The organism is Cocleimonas sp. KMM 6892, assembly GCF_035798195.1.
GTDB classification, from domain to species: domain Bacteria; phylum Pseudomonadota; class Gammaproteobacteria; order Thiotrichales; family Thiotrichaceae; genus Cocleimonas; species Cocleimonas flava.
Window position 1 is genome coordinate 1 of the sequence record NZ_JAPFBV010000001.1, and the last position, 15,732, is coordinate 15,732.

Genomic DNA, 15,732 nt, shown 5'->3' on the forward strand with positions numbered 1-15,732 from the left:
CGTCCTATCAGTGACCGAACACAACGTAAATCTCTCTACGAAGAAAAAGTCAGAGAAACGTTTGAACAGTTTGAGGCGATTTATGGTGCACCCCGAATTACTGATGAATTGAACGCACTGGGTTTTCCCTGTAGTGAGAACTTCATCGCCAAAATTATGGCAGAACAAGGTATTCGAGCCAGAAATGGCAAAGGCTTCAAATACTCGAAGCATGGTCTGGCAATGAATAACGTCTCTGACAATCTTTTATGGAGAGACTTTAAAGCCGATAAACCCAATCAAAAGTGGACAAGTGATATTACGTATATCTGGGTCAAAAACAAGTGGTTGTACCTTGCAACTGTAATGGATCTCTACTCCCGTCGTATCATCGGCTGGAGCTTTGATGAGACGATGACGGTGGAGCTGATACAACAAGCTTTAGAGATGGCTTTAAACCAACGGCAAGTTTCACCCGGGTTAGTTGTTCACTCTGATCGGGGCGTACAGTATCGAGCACAGAAATACATTGATCAACTGACGAACAATGGCTGTAGAATCAGCATGAGCAGAAAAGGTAATTGCTGGGATAATGCGCCAATGGAGTCTTTCTTTGGTCGTTTAAAAGTTGAGTGTGTGTATGCCAAAGATTTTCAATCGATTAATGAAGCAAGATCGAGTATCTTTAGTTATATCGAAATATTTTATAACCGCAAAAGAAGACACTCAGCAAACGGCGGAATGAGCCCTGCTGACTTTGAAGAACAAGTGGCATTAGCTGCTTAAATGAAGTGGCTACTTTTCGTGGGGAACACCACTCCTTTAGTTTGATTTCTATGCAGACCAGCAGTGAATAATAACCAAATTTCTTTAGAGCCTTTTAAAACGTTAAGTTCTACTCCAAATCTCAACTTTATTGTAAGTAACCATTTACGACCCTAAACACCTAATACAAGTCTCTTTATCTAGAGCAGACTTATATCAAACTTATGTACTGCAGATCTATGCGTATATTCATGTATAAAAATACTACAACCTAATTGTAAGGGCTTAATCTAATGCTTGCTGATTTACGTCCTGTTTTTTTGCTCTTTCTGCTTAATCTGTTTGCTGCGTATCTCCCCAGTTTTTTCATCTCGCTTTCCGGACGTATAGAAAAATATATTTTTCTATACCATTTACAAACTAAGTAGTCTGTAGATAAACTGATAACCTTTGTCATAGATACATGATGTATTCTTATACTTTATTAACACTAGAGTTTTTTTAATACCTGCGACGATCGCTCTAAACAGAAGCTTTACGACGATTCGATCCATGAATTTCTGGCCCAGAAAGAAGACTCGATTACCTTCTATAAAGAATAATTGGCACATATGGTTTTCATATAAAATAGTTGATGCATCGCCGAGCCAATATTCAAGCAAATCACTCAAAATATATAAACCTCAGCATCAGCTTTAATTTTTCGATAATATTCTTAAAACAACACCTGACAATTTTGGCTCTTTTCGTCATAAAGTGATGATAAAAACTGACAAACTACTCTTATATCAGTTTACTTAAAACCAACCACCATACTTTTTTATATCTATATATATCAATAACTTAAATAATTTTTTGTTTTTTTGGCACGGCAACTGCATTATTATAAACGAACATATTGTTCAGTTTATTAAGTTTTTGATAACACATAATTGAGTAAAATTGAAAAGGTAAGATAAAACTAAACAGTAACAATTAAACTTACTTACATTAATTAATGTTATTAATCATAAAAATAATTTGGAGATTCAAAAATGAAAAAGCAACTACAAAAAGGTTTTACACTTATCGAATTAATGATCGTTGTAGCGATTATCGGTATCCTAGCTTCAATCGCTCTTCCTGCTTACCAGGATTACATTGCACGTTCACAAATGACAGAAGCCGTTACTCTAATGAGTGCGCAAAAAGCAACTATCGCTGAAATAGCAGCTGATGAAGGTATTTTTGATAATGCTGACAATGGTTCACTAGGCCTACCTGCAGCAGCAGATATTGCTGGTAAATACACTGCTTCAGTTGCAATTGCTGATGGTGTAATGACTGCAACAATGGGAGCAGCAGGAACAGTGAGTGCAGGTATCGCTGCTGGTACTTTAACAATGACACCTACACTTAATGCATCAGGAATCATTAGCTGGGATTGTGGAGCTGCTGGTAATGTTGCTGACAAATACCGTCCTAAAGCTTGTCGTTAATAGTTAAATTTGTTTAGTAAATGGCTCGCATATTATGCGGGCCATTTTTTTAGGAAATAATTAAGTAAATTAACAAATATATTCAATAACCCGGAGAATATTAAATGCAATCTCAAAAAGGATTTACTTTAATAGAATTAATGGTTGTAGTCGTTATTACTGGAGTTTTATCGTCATTGGATATAACTGCATATCAAGATTATTTAACTCGCACATAATTGCCAGAATCTCCCCGAGCCTCTTGAGGAACTTAGCTTGACTAAAGATTTCTTTAGTTTTGATTTAGATGCAATTCCAGAAGTGAATAATAAAAATATTCATTAGAATTTTCAAAAATATAGTTTGCACTGTTTACCTGAACCACATTGTAAGTAGCTCCATTTATCACCCCAATCCCCTAGAACTACCCTCTTCTTATTCTTATTCTTATTCTTAGTATAAAACTCATGCTCTGCAGGTCGATGTGTATGCCCATGTATAAGCAATGAAACCCCCTTACTTACAAGGGCTTTTTCTACAGCTTGTTGGTTTACATCTAAGATATTGTAATCTTTCTGTTTAGTCTGTTTGCTTGTTTTGCAGCGTATTTCACTGGCTTTTTTATCGCGTTTTTCTGGGCTCATTGACAGGTAAATTTTCTGTACTATCCATAAGCGAAATATCTTACGCATCAGCTGATAACCTTTATCATCAGTGCACAATGTATCGCCGTGCATGATTAAAGCGGGTGTGCCATAGAGGTCAATGACGATTTCATCAGGTAATAGCACTCCTCCTATTCGGTCCATAAATTTCTGGCCAATCAAGAAGTCTCGATTTCCCTGTATGAAATATATTTTGGTGCCTGAATTAGAGAGTGATCTTAATTGCTCTATTATCGGTAGATAGGGCTTACCAATGGGCAAGTCGATTATGTCGTCACCTATCCAGAATTCGAACAGATCTCCCAAGATGTACAAGGCTTCGGCATCACCCTTGATTTTATCGATGAATTCGTGAAATAACTTGTATAGATGGGGTCTAGAGGGATCTAGATGAAGATCGGAGATGAAATAGGTTTTATTCATTGCGAATAAAAAATCATCATTCCTTGAACCAATAAAGTTCAAGGAATGATTTATCAATATTTATTCTACTGTAGCTTTGATAATTGTAACTGGCTCTAAAGGTACATCACCATGGTGACCGTGATTACCAGTTTTTACTGCTGCGATTTCATCAATCACATCCAGACCTTCTACCACTTTACCAAATACTGCGTATCCCCAACCTGCTGGTGATTCGCTTGTGTGGTTTAGGAAATCATTGTCTTTAAGGTTGATAAAGAACTGTGATGTTGCAGAATGAGGATCGTTAGTACGCGCCATTGCGATTGTTCCGCGATCATTCTTAAGGCCGTTATTAGCTTCGTTTTGAATCGGTGTTTTATTACCTTTTTCGCTCATATCAGGATTCATTCCGCCACCCTGAACCATGAAGTTAGGTATTACACGGTGGAAGATTAATCCATCGTAAAATCCATCGTTTACGTAGTTAACAAAGTTCTCACTTGATTTAGGCGCTTTTTCAGCATCAAGCTCAAGTACCATAGTGCCTTTGCTTGTTTCTAATTTAATTTTTGGGTTCGAGGACATTTTCTCTCCAGATTTTTTAGTTTGATCGGTGGGGGTTTTAGTAGTCTGTACTTTTGTAGATTGCTCTTTAGCTTGCGCATTAGTCTTTTGCTCAGCTGTTTTTTCTGCTGCATTGCAGCCAGTCATCAAAAAGAAGAATGAAAACAACAAAGTAAGTAATTGATTAGGTCTGATAATATTGTTCATTTTTTATACGCCTTTGAGCAATTTCAAAAGCCGAATAATAGCGGAATTAATGTGCTTCTGCTACTATTGCCAGCGTTTATTAACCTCCCTAACAGACCCTATAAGAATTCAAAAAATGTTAAAAATTTATAATAGCCTAAGTAACCAAAAAGAAGTTTTCACCCCCATCACAGACAATAAAATCAATATGTACGTGTGTGGAATGACAGTTTATGATTACTGCCACTTAGGCCATGCGCGCGTTATGGTGGCGTTTGATGTGGTTTACCGTTATCTAATTGCTAAGGGTTATGACGTTACTTATGTTCGTAATATTACCGACATTGATGACAAAATCATTCAGCGAGCTAATGAAAATGGTGAAGTTTTCAGTCAATTAACCGAACGCTTTATCGATGCAATGCATGAAGATGAAAAAGCATTAGGAATACACCCCCCCACTTTCGAGCCAAAAGCCACAGATAACATCGAAGCGATTATCGACATGATTTCAACACTTATTGAAAAGGGCTACGCGTACCAAGGGGCCTCAGACAATGGCTGTACCGATGTCTATTATTCTGTATCCAAATTTGAAGGCTATGGAAAATTATCAGGACGAAACCCTGATGATCTTCGCGCTGGTGAGCGCATTGCGGTAAATACAGACAAACAAGATCCATTAGATTTTGTTTTGTGGAAATGTGCCAAGCCTGATGAGCCTTACTGGGATTCCCCCTGGGGAAAAGGTCGTCCAGGATGGCATATCGAATGTTCCGCGATGTCGACACAAATCCTTGGTAATCATTTTGATATTCATGGCGGTGGACACGATTTACAGTTCCCTCATCACGAAAACGAAATTGCACAGTCTGAAGCTTGTACGGGTGAGCACTTTGCGAACTACTGGATGCATAATGGCTTTATTCGAATAGATGAAGAGAAGATGTCTAAGTCTTTAAACAACTTCTTCACCATTCGCGATGTATTAAAGGACTATAAAGCAGAAGTTATTCGCTACTTTATGCTAACCAGCCAGTATCGTAGCCCACTTAATTACAGCACTGATCAATTAGATGCTGCGCATGCTGCTTTAGATAGATTTTACACTGCTCTACGTGGTCTTGACCTCTCTGCTGGTGACAATGCTGATCAAGCTAAATCTAGCTATGAAGAACGCTATAAAGAAGCGATGGACGATGATTTCAACACACCAGAAGCATTGGCCGTTTTGTTTGAATTAGCTCGAGAAGTTAATCGTGCGAGACAAGCTGAAGATAAAAAAGAAGATAAGTCCGAATCACTCAGACTGGCGAAAATTCTCTTCAAACTCACATCACAGTTAGGACTGCTTACTGGTGATATTGAAGATTGGTTTAAAGGCGATGCTGGTTCTGATGGAATCAGTAATGAAGAAATTGAAACACTTATTCAACAACGTTTAGATGCTAAGGCCAATAAAGACTGGGCATTGGCGGATAAGATTCGTGATGAATTAGTCGCGCAGAATATTTCACTTGAAGATAAAGGGCCAAAAACAATCTGGAGACGTGATTAAGTTAAAAACGCTTTATCACGCGTTCTACAATATTGATCTAATACAAACCAAGTAATAATTAGATCAAAAAAGCCCGTATAAGTAGGGGGGTGTATTTGTAAATACACCCCCCTACTTATACGGGCTTTTTATTAATAACCTATTCAACCTAAACTATTCATTGCTTAGATTGCCTCTAACTTGAGTCAGAATAAGGCGGAAAATGTGAGCTTACAAATGTAAGTGATCATTTTCCAACGCCGTAATGGCTCAAGTTAGAGGTGAGCTAAGTTATTAATCAGCTTGATTGCGTAAAAAAGCTGGTATATCCAGGTAGTTAGACTCCGTAGCCGTTGTTGACTTAGGCGTAGTTTCGTAATGAGGCTGAGTATGCCCACCATTAGCTACCATACGAGGTTGCTCAAGTTCAACAGGACGTAATCTGCTGTTACTTTGTCTTTCTTGAGTAGGAACTGCCTGAAGCTCTGCCCCTTGCTTATCAAGACCTGTAGCTACCAATGTTACGCGAATCTCTTCACTCATATCAGGATCGATTACCGTACCAACCACTACTGTTGCATCATCATGTGCAAATTTACGTACAGCTGCACCCACTTCTTCGAACTCGTGGATTCCCATATCTAGGCCTGCTGTAATATTTACAAGAATACCTTTAGCACCGTTTAGGTTGATATCGTCAAGTAGTGGACTAGAAATTGCAGCTTCAGCCGCTTTAGTCGCTCTATCATCACCACGAGCAATTCCTGTACCCATCATAGACATGCCCATTTCGCTCATAACTGTTCTTACGTCAGCGAAATCCACGTTGATTAAACCAGGACGAGTAATTAAATCTGCAATGCCTTGAACGGCGCCAAGTAGAACATCATTAGCTGCTTTGAAAGCGTCCAGTAATGTTGTATTTTTACCGAGTGAAGTCAATAGTTTAGCGTTAGGAATAGTGATGATTGAATCAACATATTTTCCTAATTCAGCAATCCCTTCTTCAGCCGCTTTCATACGCTTAGGACCTTCAAACGGGAATGGTTTAGTAACTACTGCTACTGTTAACACACCCATTTCTCTAGCCATTTCAGCTACTACTGGTGCAGCACCTGTACCTGTTCCGCCACCCATACCAGCAGTGATGAATAACATATCAGTACCAGAAACCAACTCTTTGATACGCTCACGATCTTCAAGTGCGGCTTCGCGTCCAATTTCTGGGTTTGCGCCTGCACCTAAACCTTTAGTTAATGCATTACCTAATTGAATAAGGTTTTTTACTGGTGATCCATCAAGTGCTTGTGCGTCTGTATTTGCACAGATGAACTCTACCCCTTCAACGCCTGCATCAACCATATTTTGAACAGCATTTCCGCCGCCGCCACCAACTCCGATGACTTTGATATTCGCATTTGTTGCTTCTGTATCCATTAATTCAAACATTAGCCCTAACTCCTTTTATTACTTAATTTCGATGTGATTAAAATTAAAAATGCTTCCTTCTAAAACATTTTTTACTACGTTACTTCTTTGTACTTTTTAAACTTCTAACTTTTGTATCTGTTGCATTTTTTACAAATTACTACCAAACCAATTCTTCATTTTGTCCCATAGATTTTCTTGTGAAACATGAGAAAAACCTTTACCACCTGAAAATTCATTTCTGGCAGCTCCGTATAACAACAAGCCAACACCTGTTGAATGAATTGGGTTTTCTACTTCTCCTTTTAAACCACCAATATTCATTGGTGCTCCGATACGCACTGGCATATGGAAAATTTCTTCTGCTAACTCTACGGCACCACGAATCTTGGAAGACCCACCGGTTAAAACGATGCCTGCGCCGATTCGCTCTTCAAATCCGCTACGTCTGATTTCAGCATGAATCATGGAGAATAATTCTTCATAACGAGGTTCAATGACTGAAGCCAATGTCTGTGGAGAAAGACCTCGAGATTCACGCTCACCAATACCTGGTACTTCGATGACTTCATCACTTGTAACTAGCTGGCGTAACGCGTAACCGTGTTCAATTTTTAGCTTTTCAGCAAACTGAGAAGTCGTGCGCACTGCAACTGCAATGTCATTCGTTACCTGATCTCCAGCAACCGGAATAACTGCAGTGTGTTGAATCGCCCCATCAAGGAAGATTGCGATATCACTGGTTCCACCACCGATATCTACCATGCAAACGCCTAGCTCTTTTTCGTCGTTTTCTAAAACAGCGTAACTAGACGCTACCTGCTCTAGAATCACGTCATCAACATCCAGACCACAACGGTCTACACATTTTATGATGTTCTGTGCCGCACTTTGTGCGCCAGTAATTAGATGAACACGAGCTTCTAAACGCACACCAGACATACCCACTGGCTCACGAATACCTTCTTGCTGATCGATCACATAATCTTGTGGTAACACATGCAAGATGCGTTGATCGGCAGGTATTGCTACAGCTCTCGCTGCATCCATAACGCGCTCAAGATCACCTTCTGTCACTTCTTTTTCTTTAATCGCGACTATACCGTGAGAATTAAGACTCTGAATATGACTACCCGCGATTCCCGCGTATGCAGAGTTAATATTCACTCCAGCCATCAACTCAGCTTCTTCAACAGCACGTTGAATCGCTTCGATGGTTGAATCAATATTGACCACAACACCTTTTTTCATTCCACGGGAAGGATGTTTGCCTATGCCGACTATCTCTACACCGCCCTCTTCGTTGACTTCGCCAATAAGTGCAACAATTTTTGAAGTACCTATATCTAGAGCAACAACCATATTGCCTTCATTACTCACAGACATTGTTATTTCTTTCAATGGTTTCCCCATAACAATTCTCCTAATCCTTCTTTATAAATAAGAAATTTAGTTTCCCTTCGAAAAAACTAAATCTTCTTTTAACCTTTAAAAATGCTGCTTGGTGTCAGCCCCTTTTTCCATTTAACTGCAAGGCCATTGGTATAACGAAGATCTACGACACTGATCTTATCTACCACGTCCTTTAAACTCTCTTGATACGCAACCATAAATCTTTTAAGGCGCTTTTCCTGATGTTCACGCCCTACTTTTAAAGTCATACCGTTTTCTAATTTTATTTTCCACGAACCACGTGCATCTTCTTTAAACTCAACCAGCTTTACTGGAAAGCCTTTCATCATTTGTCTAATCTTTAAGAAACCTGTTGCCATATTTCTGCCCTTATTTTCTGGGCTATATAGCAACGGTAAATCATTCGATTTATCTGCTAGTACCGCTTTAATGATTTCACCATTTTCGGCCAACATGGCTTTATCACCCCAATAAGCAACCGGTTGCTGTTCGTAAATTCTTACTGTTAATTTATCTGGCCACACATGCGTCATTGACGCTGAATGTACCCAGGGGTTACTTTCAATTTTCTTTTCCAAACCTTCCACATCAAGCAGATACAGGTTTGTTTTGGCATAAGACTCAATAATTGGCTGTAATTGCTTTTTATTCAGTACCGACAAATCACCCGTTACTTCTACCGATTTAATCGTCAGATTCTCAGGGTTTTGTATCCATAAATAGCCACCTGTGATTCCTGCAATGGGCGCCACTAAAAGCGCTGTCCACATCAGCGGTCTCCACGAAATAGAAAAATTCCTTTTAATAGAATCACTTTTAGAGACGCGCACTGTAGCCTGTGGTCTTTTTGCTCTTCTATTATTTGGTCTTTTCTTATTTACAGTTTTCATTTCGTTTCTACTTGTTTTGTGTCTTATTGGATAACTTTAAAATTTCAAGTGTTAAATCTGAAAAACTCAATCCATGTTGTTTAGCTGCCATAGGCACTAAAGAATGATCAGTCATCCCCGGGCAAGTATTTACCTCTATCAACCAAAAAGTACCGACATTGTCCTGCATTACATCAACACGTCCCCAACCTTTACCACCAACGATTTCAAAAGCAGTTTTAGACAAAGCTCTCAACGCTTCTTCTGCATCATCATCTAAACCACTTGGGCAGTTATATTGGGTATCATCCGATTCGTATTTAGCATCAAAATCGTAGAACTCTGTATCCGTAACTACATTGATCGATGGTAAAACTTCATCACCTAGAATCGCTACGGTATATTCCTGACCAGTAACCCATTGTTCAGCAAATACGACATCATCAAATTCAGCCGCTTTTTCGTAAGCGCCTTTTAAATCTTTGGCATCATGCACTTTACTCATGCCGATACTCGAACCTTCCTGTGCAGGTTTTACAATCACAGGTAATCCAAGTTTTTCCACAACGTCATCAAAGTTCGACTCGCTATTCAAAATTTCAAACGCTGGAGTCGGTAAACCCGATCCGGTCCAGATGCGTTTGGTCATCAATTTATCCATACTGATAGCCGATGCCATAACACCACAGCCTGTATATGGAATTTGAAGGATTTCTAACGCGCCTTGAATGACACCATCTTCACCACCACGACCATGAAGAATATTGAATACACGATCAAATTTTCCTTCACGAACAACATCAAGCACATTTCTATCTACATCGATCTTATACGCATCAATGCCCTTTTCTAACAACCCTTCTAAAACAGCCTGACCACTTTTCAATGACACACTGCGCTCTGCTGCCCAGCCTCCCATTAAAACGCCTACTTTTCCGAAGCGCTTTTTCATATTCTCGTCGATGGCAGTAACTTCTGACATTAAACCAACGTTCCTTTTGATAATTGAGCAGGTAAACCAGCTGAAATAGTTCCAACGCTACCAGCGCCTAAAGTAAGTAATACATCTCCGTCCTGAAGCTGGTTTTGTAATACTTCGACAATGTCATCCTGATCTGCAACAAATAACGGATCGACACTACCTCTGTTTCTTATTGAACGAGCTAAAGCTCTTCCATCTGCGCCCGCAATAGGCTCTTCACTTGCTGCATACACATCCATTAACACCAAGACATCAGGCTCTGATAATACTTGTGAGAAATCTTCAAAAAGATCACGCGTTCTGGTGTATCTATGCGGCTGGAATAAAACCACCATGCGTCTGTCAGGCCATGCACTTCTGACCGCTTTCATGGTTGCTTCCATTTCTGTTGGATGATGACCATAGTCATCCACTAGCATTACCGTACCCTGATGTGTTTTGATCTCTCCATAACACTGGAATCTTCGACCAACGCCCTGGAATTTATCCAGACCACTCAATATTGCTTCGTCACTTATTTCTAATTCAGTCGCTATTGCAATCGCTGCCAAGGCATTCTGGATATTATGCTCACCCGGCATATTCAACGTGACATCAAGCGTTGGTTTATCTCTACGCTCTACTGTGAAGAAACTTTGCGTGCCTGCGTATCGCACATTTCTTGCACGAATATCAGCATCATAATGAATACCGTAGCTAACAATAGTCCTGGTTATTTCAGGCAGAATATCGCACACATTGTCATCATCCACACATAACACTGCCAAACCGTAGAAAGGCAAATGATGCAGAAACTCAACAAAGGTATCTTTTAACTTTTCAAAATCATTATCGTAAGTTGTAAGGTGATCAGCATCGATATTGGTAACAACTGAAATCAATGGCTGTAACAATAAAAACGAAGCGTCACTTTCGTCAGCTTCAGCTACCAGATACTCACCTGATCCAAGACGAGAATTACTTGCTGTACTGTTTAATCTACCACCAATAACAAATGTTGGGTCTAAGCCACCCTCTGCCAGCAAACTTGTTACTAGACTGGTTGTTGTGGTTTTACCATGCGTACCGGCTACTGCAATTCCATTACTAAAGCGCATGATTTCTGCCAGCATTTCCGCGCGTGGCACCACGGGAATATTCATATTTTTAGCAGCGATTACTTCAGGGTTGTCATCACTTACCGCTGAAGAGGTAACAACTACATTTGCCCCTTCGATATTAGTTGCCGCATGACCTTTAAATATTTTTGCACCCAGTGATGCAAGGCGATCAGTCATTGCATTCTGAGCTAAGTCAGAACCCGTAACTGCATAGCCGATATTGGTCAGTACCTCAGCGATACCTCCCATTCCAGAGCCGCCAATACCGACAAAATGTACTTGTTTAATTCGACGACGAGCTAAATCATTAGGCTGTTTCATAACTTACACCTTTACCTGATTTAACTTTAGTAAGACTAGTTTCATTTAGCGTTCCATCACCATTTTCTATTATTCCTTCTGGGCCAATTGTTTCTACAAATGTTTCCCAACCATCATCTTCAGCTAACTTTTTTGTGTCAGCTGTGATTATTTGTTTATTTCCTTCATCATCGACATGATTACAATCTGATTTATCGAAATCATATCCGGCATATTCTGCGCAAATTGCAGCAACTTCTTTTGTTGCTTCAGGCTTTGCTAATTTTCTTGCTTTAATACTCATTTCGATCAATTTATTTCTATTGCCACAAAGATCTGTCAGCAACGCAGATAAGCTTTCTTTCGTCAGATCATTCTGCGAAAGTAAGATTCCAGCCCCTGATTCACTTAAATATTTTGCGTTCGCGGTTTGGTGATCATCCACTGCATATAAATAAGGAACCATAATTGAAGCCACACCCGCTGCAGCCAACTCAGCTACAGTCAATGCACCTGAACGACAAATCACTAAATCAGCCCATTCATAAGCTTCGGCCATATCTTCAATAAACGGAGTAACTTCAGCAGTCACGCCCATTTTTTCATAGAGGCTTTTTGTTGATTGATCTTTATTCTTACCTGCCTGATGTCTCACAACAGGTCGTTTGTCGATAGGCAATTCATCCAGCGCCATCGGCACCACTTCATTGAGCACTTGTGCGCCCAGACTCCCACCAAAGATAAGAACATTAATATGCCCCCAACGATCACCCATGCGATCAGCCGGCGACGGTATTGATGCGATATCAAGTCGAACGGGATTACCAATACCCACTGAATTACTTTTTGCAAAGGTACCCGGAAATCCTTCTAATATCTTTTTACTCACTCTACTGAGTAGTTTATTGGTTAATCCCGGAATTGCATTTTGTTCATGAATGATTACAGGTTTGCCCAAAAGAGCCGCAACAAGACCACCAGGCCCTGCAACAAAACCACCCATGCCCAAAACTGCCGAAGGCTTAACTTTGAGCATAATATTTAAAGATTGAAATAACGCTTTCATCAACTGAAAAGGTGCTGCCAAAAGCGCAGTAATTCCTTTGCCTCGCAAGCCATTAACAGACAGATACACCATGTCGATACCAGCTTCTGGTATTACTCTTGCTTCTAAGCCTTTATGCGTACCCATCCAGATCACAGGAATATTCTGCTCTTGTAATGCTCTAGCTACCGCTAAACCTGGGTACACATGCCCACCAGTGCCACCGGCAGTAATCAAGATTGGTCCTTTTGGTTTAGCATTCATATTGTTGATAGTTTTATCTTGCATAACTCGCCTTTGTTCTGGCTTTGCTACGAGCTGTTTTCTCAATCATTTTACTTTTTGCTTTTTGTGCTTCTTTATCGCTAAGCCCAAACAGTGCAATTTGCGTATCACGGTGTACACGCATCAATAATGCAATTGCCATGAGTGTAACCAGCAGACTACTCCCCCCATAACTAATCAGAGGTAAAGTCAGACCTTTAGGAGGTAATAAGGCTAGATTCACACCAATATGGAACAACACCTGAAACCCCATCCAGAAGCCAATTCCGTAGGCTAAATAAGCCGCAAAGTTCAGTTTTGCTCTGTCTGCCTTGAAACCAATAACGAATGCACGCTGTACAAACCACGCATACAAAAATAAGACAAATACTATGCCGACAAAACCCATCTCTTCTGCCAATACAGCAAAGATGAAATCGTTATGTGCTTCTGGAAGATAGAATAGTTTCTGTACACTTCCGCCCAAGCCAGCACCAAACCAGCCACCATCACCAACTGCCATTAATGCATGAACAGTCTGGTAAGCTTTGCCTGATGCGTGAGACCAAGGATCTAAGAATGCTGTAACACGAGCGCCACGATAACCCATCATTACTAATGGAATCATAATCGCTATCGCACCAACAAAAAGCAGTGCTAAGCGCGTTAGCTTCAAGCCGCCAAGGTATAAAAGAGCAATTCCAGTAGCAGTCAATACGACAACAGAACCAAAGTCAGGTTCAAGCATTAACAATCCATCTGTCACACCTAAAACCACTAAAGGAATGATTAACGGCTTATAAGAAGTTGAATGTGCGAGCTCTTTGCCATGACGCACCAAGTAACCCGCCATATACATAATGATTATAAGCTTCGCCATCTCAGAAACCTGTAAAGAAACAGGCCCTAGATTAATCCAGCGGTGACTTCCGTTTACTTCTTTACCTATCACAGGTAATAACACCGCCACTAATAACATCAGAACAATCGGCAGTAGTTTTGCACCCATGTGTTGCCACACCGATGTTTTAATTCGATAAACAAAGTAACCGACGACCAGTCCCATGCATAAGAAAACAAGCTGGCGATTAAAGAAGAAGTACATATTGCCAAAGTTCTTCTCTGCAACCGCAATAGATGCGGACATCATAATTACCAGCCCTAAACCTAAGAGCATTATCACGCTCATCAGCAAACCACGATCTACATATCGCTGCCATGATGGCTGAAAATTAGAACAGTAATCTTCGATTATTGCTTTCACCGGCAAGTAACCTCTTTTGCTATTTGTTTTTCTAGTTCATTAACCGCTCGAACAAACTTTTGACCACGTTCTATATAATTTTTAAACATGTCAAAACTGGCACAAGCTGGAGATAGCAACACATTGTCGTTTTCATCAGAGTTAGCTAATTTATTCGCCTCTAAAACCGCCTGTTCCATACTATTTACGTATATCACTGGAATGGATGAATCAACGAACTTCCCAATTTTTTGAGCGTCTTCACCCATCAGAACCACTGCACGAGCTTTTTCGGTAATAACGTTTTGAAGCGGCAAAAAATCCGCACCCTTGCCTTGCCCACCTGCGATCAACACAGTCTTACCAGGCAAACCAGAAAGTGCGGCAAGCGTAGCCCCTACGTTCGTTCCTTTTGAATCGTTGTACCAATTTACATTTTGTATTTCTGCTACCCATTCGGTTCGGTGTGCCATTCCAGCAAACTCTTCAAGTGCTTCGAGCATAGAAGGCATCGGTAAACCTGCCGCTTCACCCAACGCCAATGCCGCTAATGAGTTAGCAATATTGTGTCGACCGGGTTGTTTGATGTTAGAAACTAGCATGAGTAACTCATCACCTTTTGCTAACCACTCCTGATCTGAATCCGGATCTAGTATTAAACCGAAATCACCTGCATCTGGCTGATTTAAACCAAAACTAACCAATGACTTATTTGATGACGCCCCAGATACCGTTTTATTTGCAAAGTCAGACGAGTAACCATCTTCCCGGTTAAAAATAATATGTTCACAATTCTTGTAGATTAGCGCTTTAGCTTGAGCATATTGCTCAATATCATTTTCGTACCGATCCAGATGATCTTCAGAGACATTCAAAATAACTGCCGCCAAGGTTTGTAGTGATGGTGTTGTTTCTAATTGATAACTAGAAAGTTCCAGTACAAATAACTCTGACTCTTTATCTTTTATTAGTTCTAATGCAGGCGTTCCGATATTTCCACCAGTACCAACGTTAACTCCGGCCTTTTTTGCCATGAAGTCAAGCAATGTAGTTACCGTTGTTTTACCGTTAGAACCTGTTATTGCAACAACAGGAACGCTTGGTTGATTCTGATTAGCTTCACGAGCAAATAATTCGATATCACCTATTATTTCCGCACCAGCGTTTTTCGCCTGTGCGATTTCCAGGGTGGATACAGCAATACCCGGATTTACGATCAGTTGTTTTGCTTGAGAGAAAAGCGCTTCATTAAAGCTACCAAAATGGTGTGCAATGGATTGATTCGCCGATTGTTCCATTGTGATGAGTTCGTCAGCACATGGTGGATTTGCACGACTATCCACAACCGTAAAGCCACGTTGTTGACTCGCTAAATAACGCGCAACAGAAAGCCCTGTGGTGCCAAGGCCCACAATCACTGTATCTGATGGTTTTTGTTGCGTATTCATTATTTAACTCTTTTCTCTCTTTGTTTGTATCTTGTTTTCTGTATGTCTATGTCTGTGTAGAAGTTGTGATTAGTCACCCCCC

At 40.3% G+C, this 15,732-nt stretch carries 14 protein-coding genes; 4 read left to right on the top strand and 10 right to left on the bottom strand.

The window, feature by feature from the left end:
- The 3 genes from OO007_RS00005 to OO007_RS00015 all read left to right on the top strand — a co-directional run.
- Positions 1 to 765 (top strand): IS3 family transposase (locus OO007_RS00005; RefSeq protein ID WP_325807104.1); only part of this gene is annotated, 765 nt, incomplete at its 5' end.
- Between the two features lie 1,013 nt (positions 766 to 1,778).
- Positions 1,779 to 2,222: a pilin gene (locus tag OO007_RS00010; protein ID WP_325807105.1), complete on the top strand. Its 444-nt coding sequence runs from the start codon at positions 1,779 to 1,781 to the stop codon at positions 2,220 to 2,222.
- Positions 2,223 to 2,326: 104 nt separating this feature from the next.
- Positions 2,327 to 2,440, top strand: a complete 114-nt coding sequence (locus OO007_RS00015) for a pilin (protein WP_325807106.1) — start codon at positions 2,327 to 2,329, stop codon at positions 2,438 to 2,440.
- Positions 2,441 to 2,551: 111 nt separating this feature from the next.
- On the opposite strand, the gene OO007_RS00020 is transcribed toward OO007_RS00015, so the two are convergent.
- Positions 2,552 to 3,289, bottom strand: a complete 738-nt coding sequence (locus OO007_RS00020) for a UDP-2,3-diacylglucosamine diphosphatase (protein ID WP_325807107.1) — start codon at positions 3,287 to 3,289, stop codon at positions 2,552 to 2,554.
- A 60-nt stretch (positions 3,290 to 3,349) separates the two neighbouring features.
- A complete protein-coding gene (locus OO007_RS00025; protein WP_424273793.1) occupies positions 3,350 to 4,042 on the bottom strand; it encodes a peptidylprolyl isomerase in 693 nt (230 codons plus the stop codon).
- Positions 4,043 to 4,157: 115 nt separating this feature from the next.
- Between OO007_RS00025 and cysS the strand changes: the two genes are divergently transcribed.
- Positions 4,158 to 5,579, top strand: coding sequence for a cysteine--tRNA ligase (gene cysS, locus OO007_RS00030; protein ID WP_325807108.1), 1,422 nt, complete (start codon positions 4,158 to 4,160; stop codon positions 5,577 to 5,579).
- A gap of 273 nt (positions 5,580 to 5,852) precedes the next feature.
- Here cysS and ftsZ read toward each other — a convergent pair whose 3' ends face one another.
- From ftsZ to murD, 8 genes are all read right to left on the bottom strand, one after another.
- Complete coding sequence (gene ftsZ, locus OO007_RS00035) at positions 5,853 to 7,007, bottom strand: cell division protein FtsZ (RefSeq protein WP_131904011.1); 1,155 nt, start codon at positions 7,005 to 7,007, stop codon at positions 5,853 to 5,855.
- Positions 7,008 to 7,136: 129 nt separating this feature from the next.
- A complete protein-coding gene (gene ftsA, locus OO007_RS00040) occupies positions 7,137 to 8,372 on the bottom strand; it encodes a cell division protein FtsA (RefSeq protein WP_131905019.1) in 1,236 nt (411 codons plus the stop codon).
- A 95-nt stretch (positions 8,373 to 8,467) separates the two neighbouring features.
- Entirely contained in the window at positions 8,468 to 9,289 is an 822-nt protein-coding gene (locus OO007_RS00045) for a cell division protein FtsQ/DivIB (RefSeq protein ID WP_325807110.1), read from the bottom strand.
- A 7-nt stretch (positions 9,290 to 9,296) separates the two neighbouring features.
- A complete protein-coding gene (locus tag OO007_RS00050) occupies positions 9,297 to 10,250 on the bottom strand; it encodes a D-alanine--D-alanine ligase (protein WP_325807111.1) in 954 nt (317 codons plus the stop codon).
- Entirely contained in the window at positions 10,250 to 11,671 is a 1,422-nt protein-coding gene (gene murC / locus OO007_RS00055; RefSeq protein WP_131904013.1) for a UDP-N-acetylmuramate--L-alanine ligase, read from the bottom strand. Before murC ends, OO007_RS00050 begins: the two co-directional genes overlap by 1 nt.
- A complete protein-coding gene (murG, locus tag OO007_RS00060; protein WP_325807113.1) occupies positions 11,658 to 12,983 on the bottom strand; it encodes an undecaprenyldiphospho-muramoylpentapeptide beta-N-acetylglucosaminyltransferase in 1,326 nt (441 codons plus the stop codon). Before murG ends, murC begins: the two co-directional genes overlap by 14 nt.
- The gene (gene ftsW / locus OO007_RS00065; protein ID WP_325807115.1) at positions 12,973 to 14,223 is read right to left on the bottom strand and encodes a putative lipid II flippase FtsW; all 1,251 of its coding nucleotides are present in this window, start codon (positions 14,221 to 14,223) and stop codon (positions 12,973 to 12,975) included. Before ftsW ends, murG begins: the two co-directional genes overlap by 11 nt.
- Positions 14,220 to 15,650 carry a UDP-N-acetylmuramoyl-L-alanine--D-glutamate ligase gene (murD, locus tag OO007_RS00070; RefSeq protein ID WP_325807116.1) on the bottom strand — a complete coding sequence of 477 codons (1,431 nt, stop codon included), beginning with the start codon at positions 15,648 to 15,650 and terminating at the stop codon, positions 14,220 to 14,222. The genes ftsW and murD overlap by 4 nt, the downstream gene beginning before the upstream one ends.
- Positions 15,651 to 15,732: the final 82 nt, after the last annotated feature.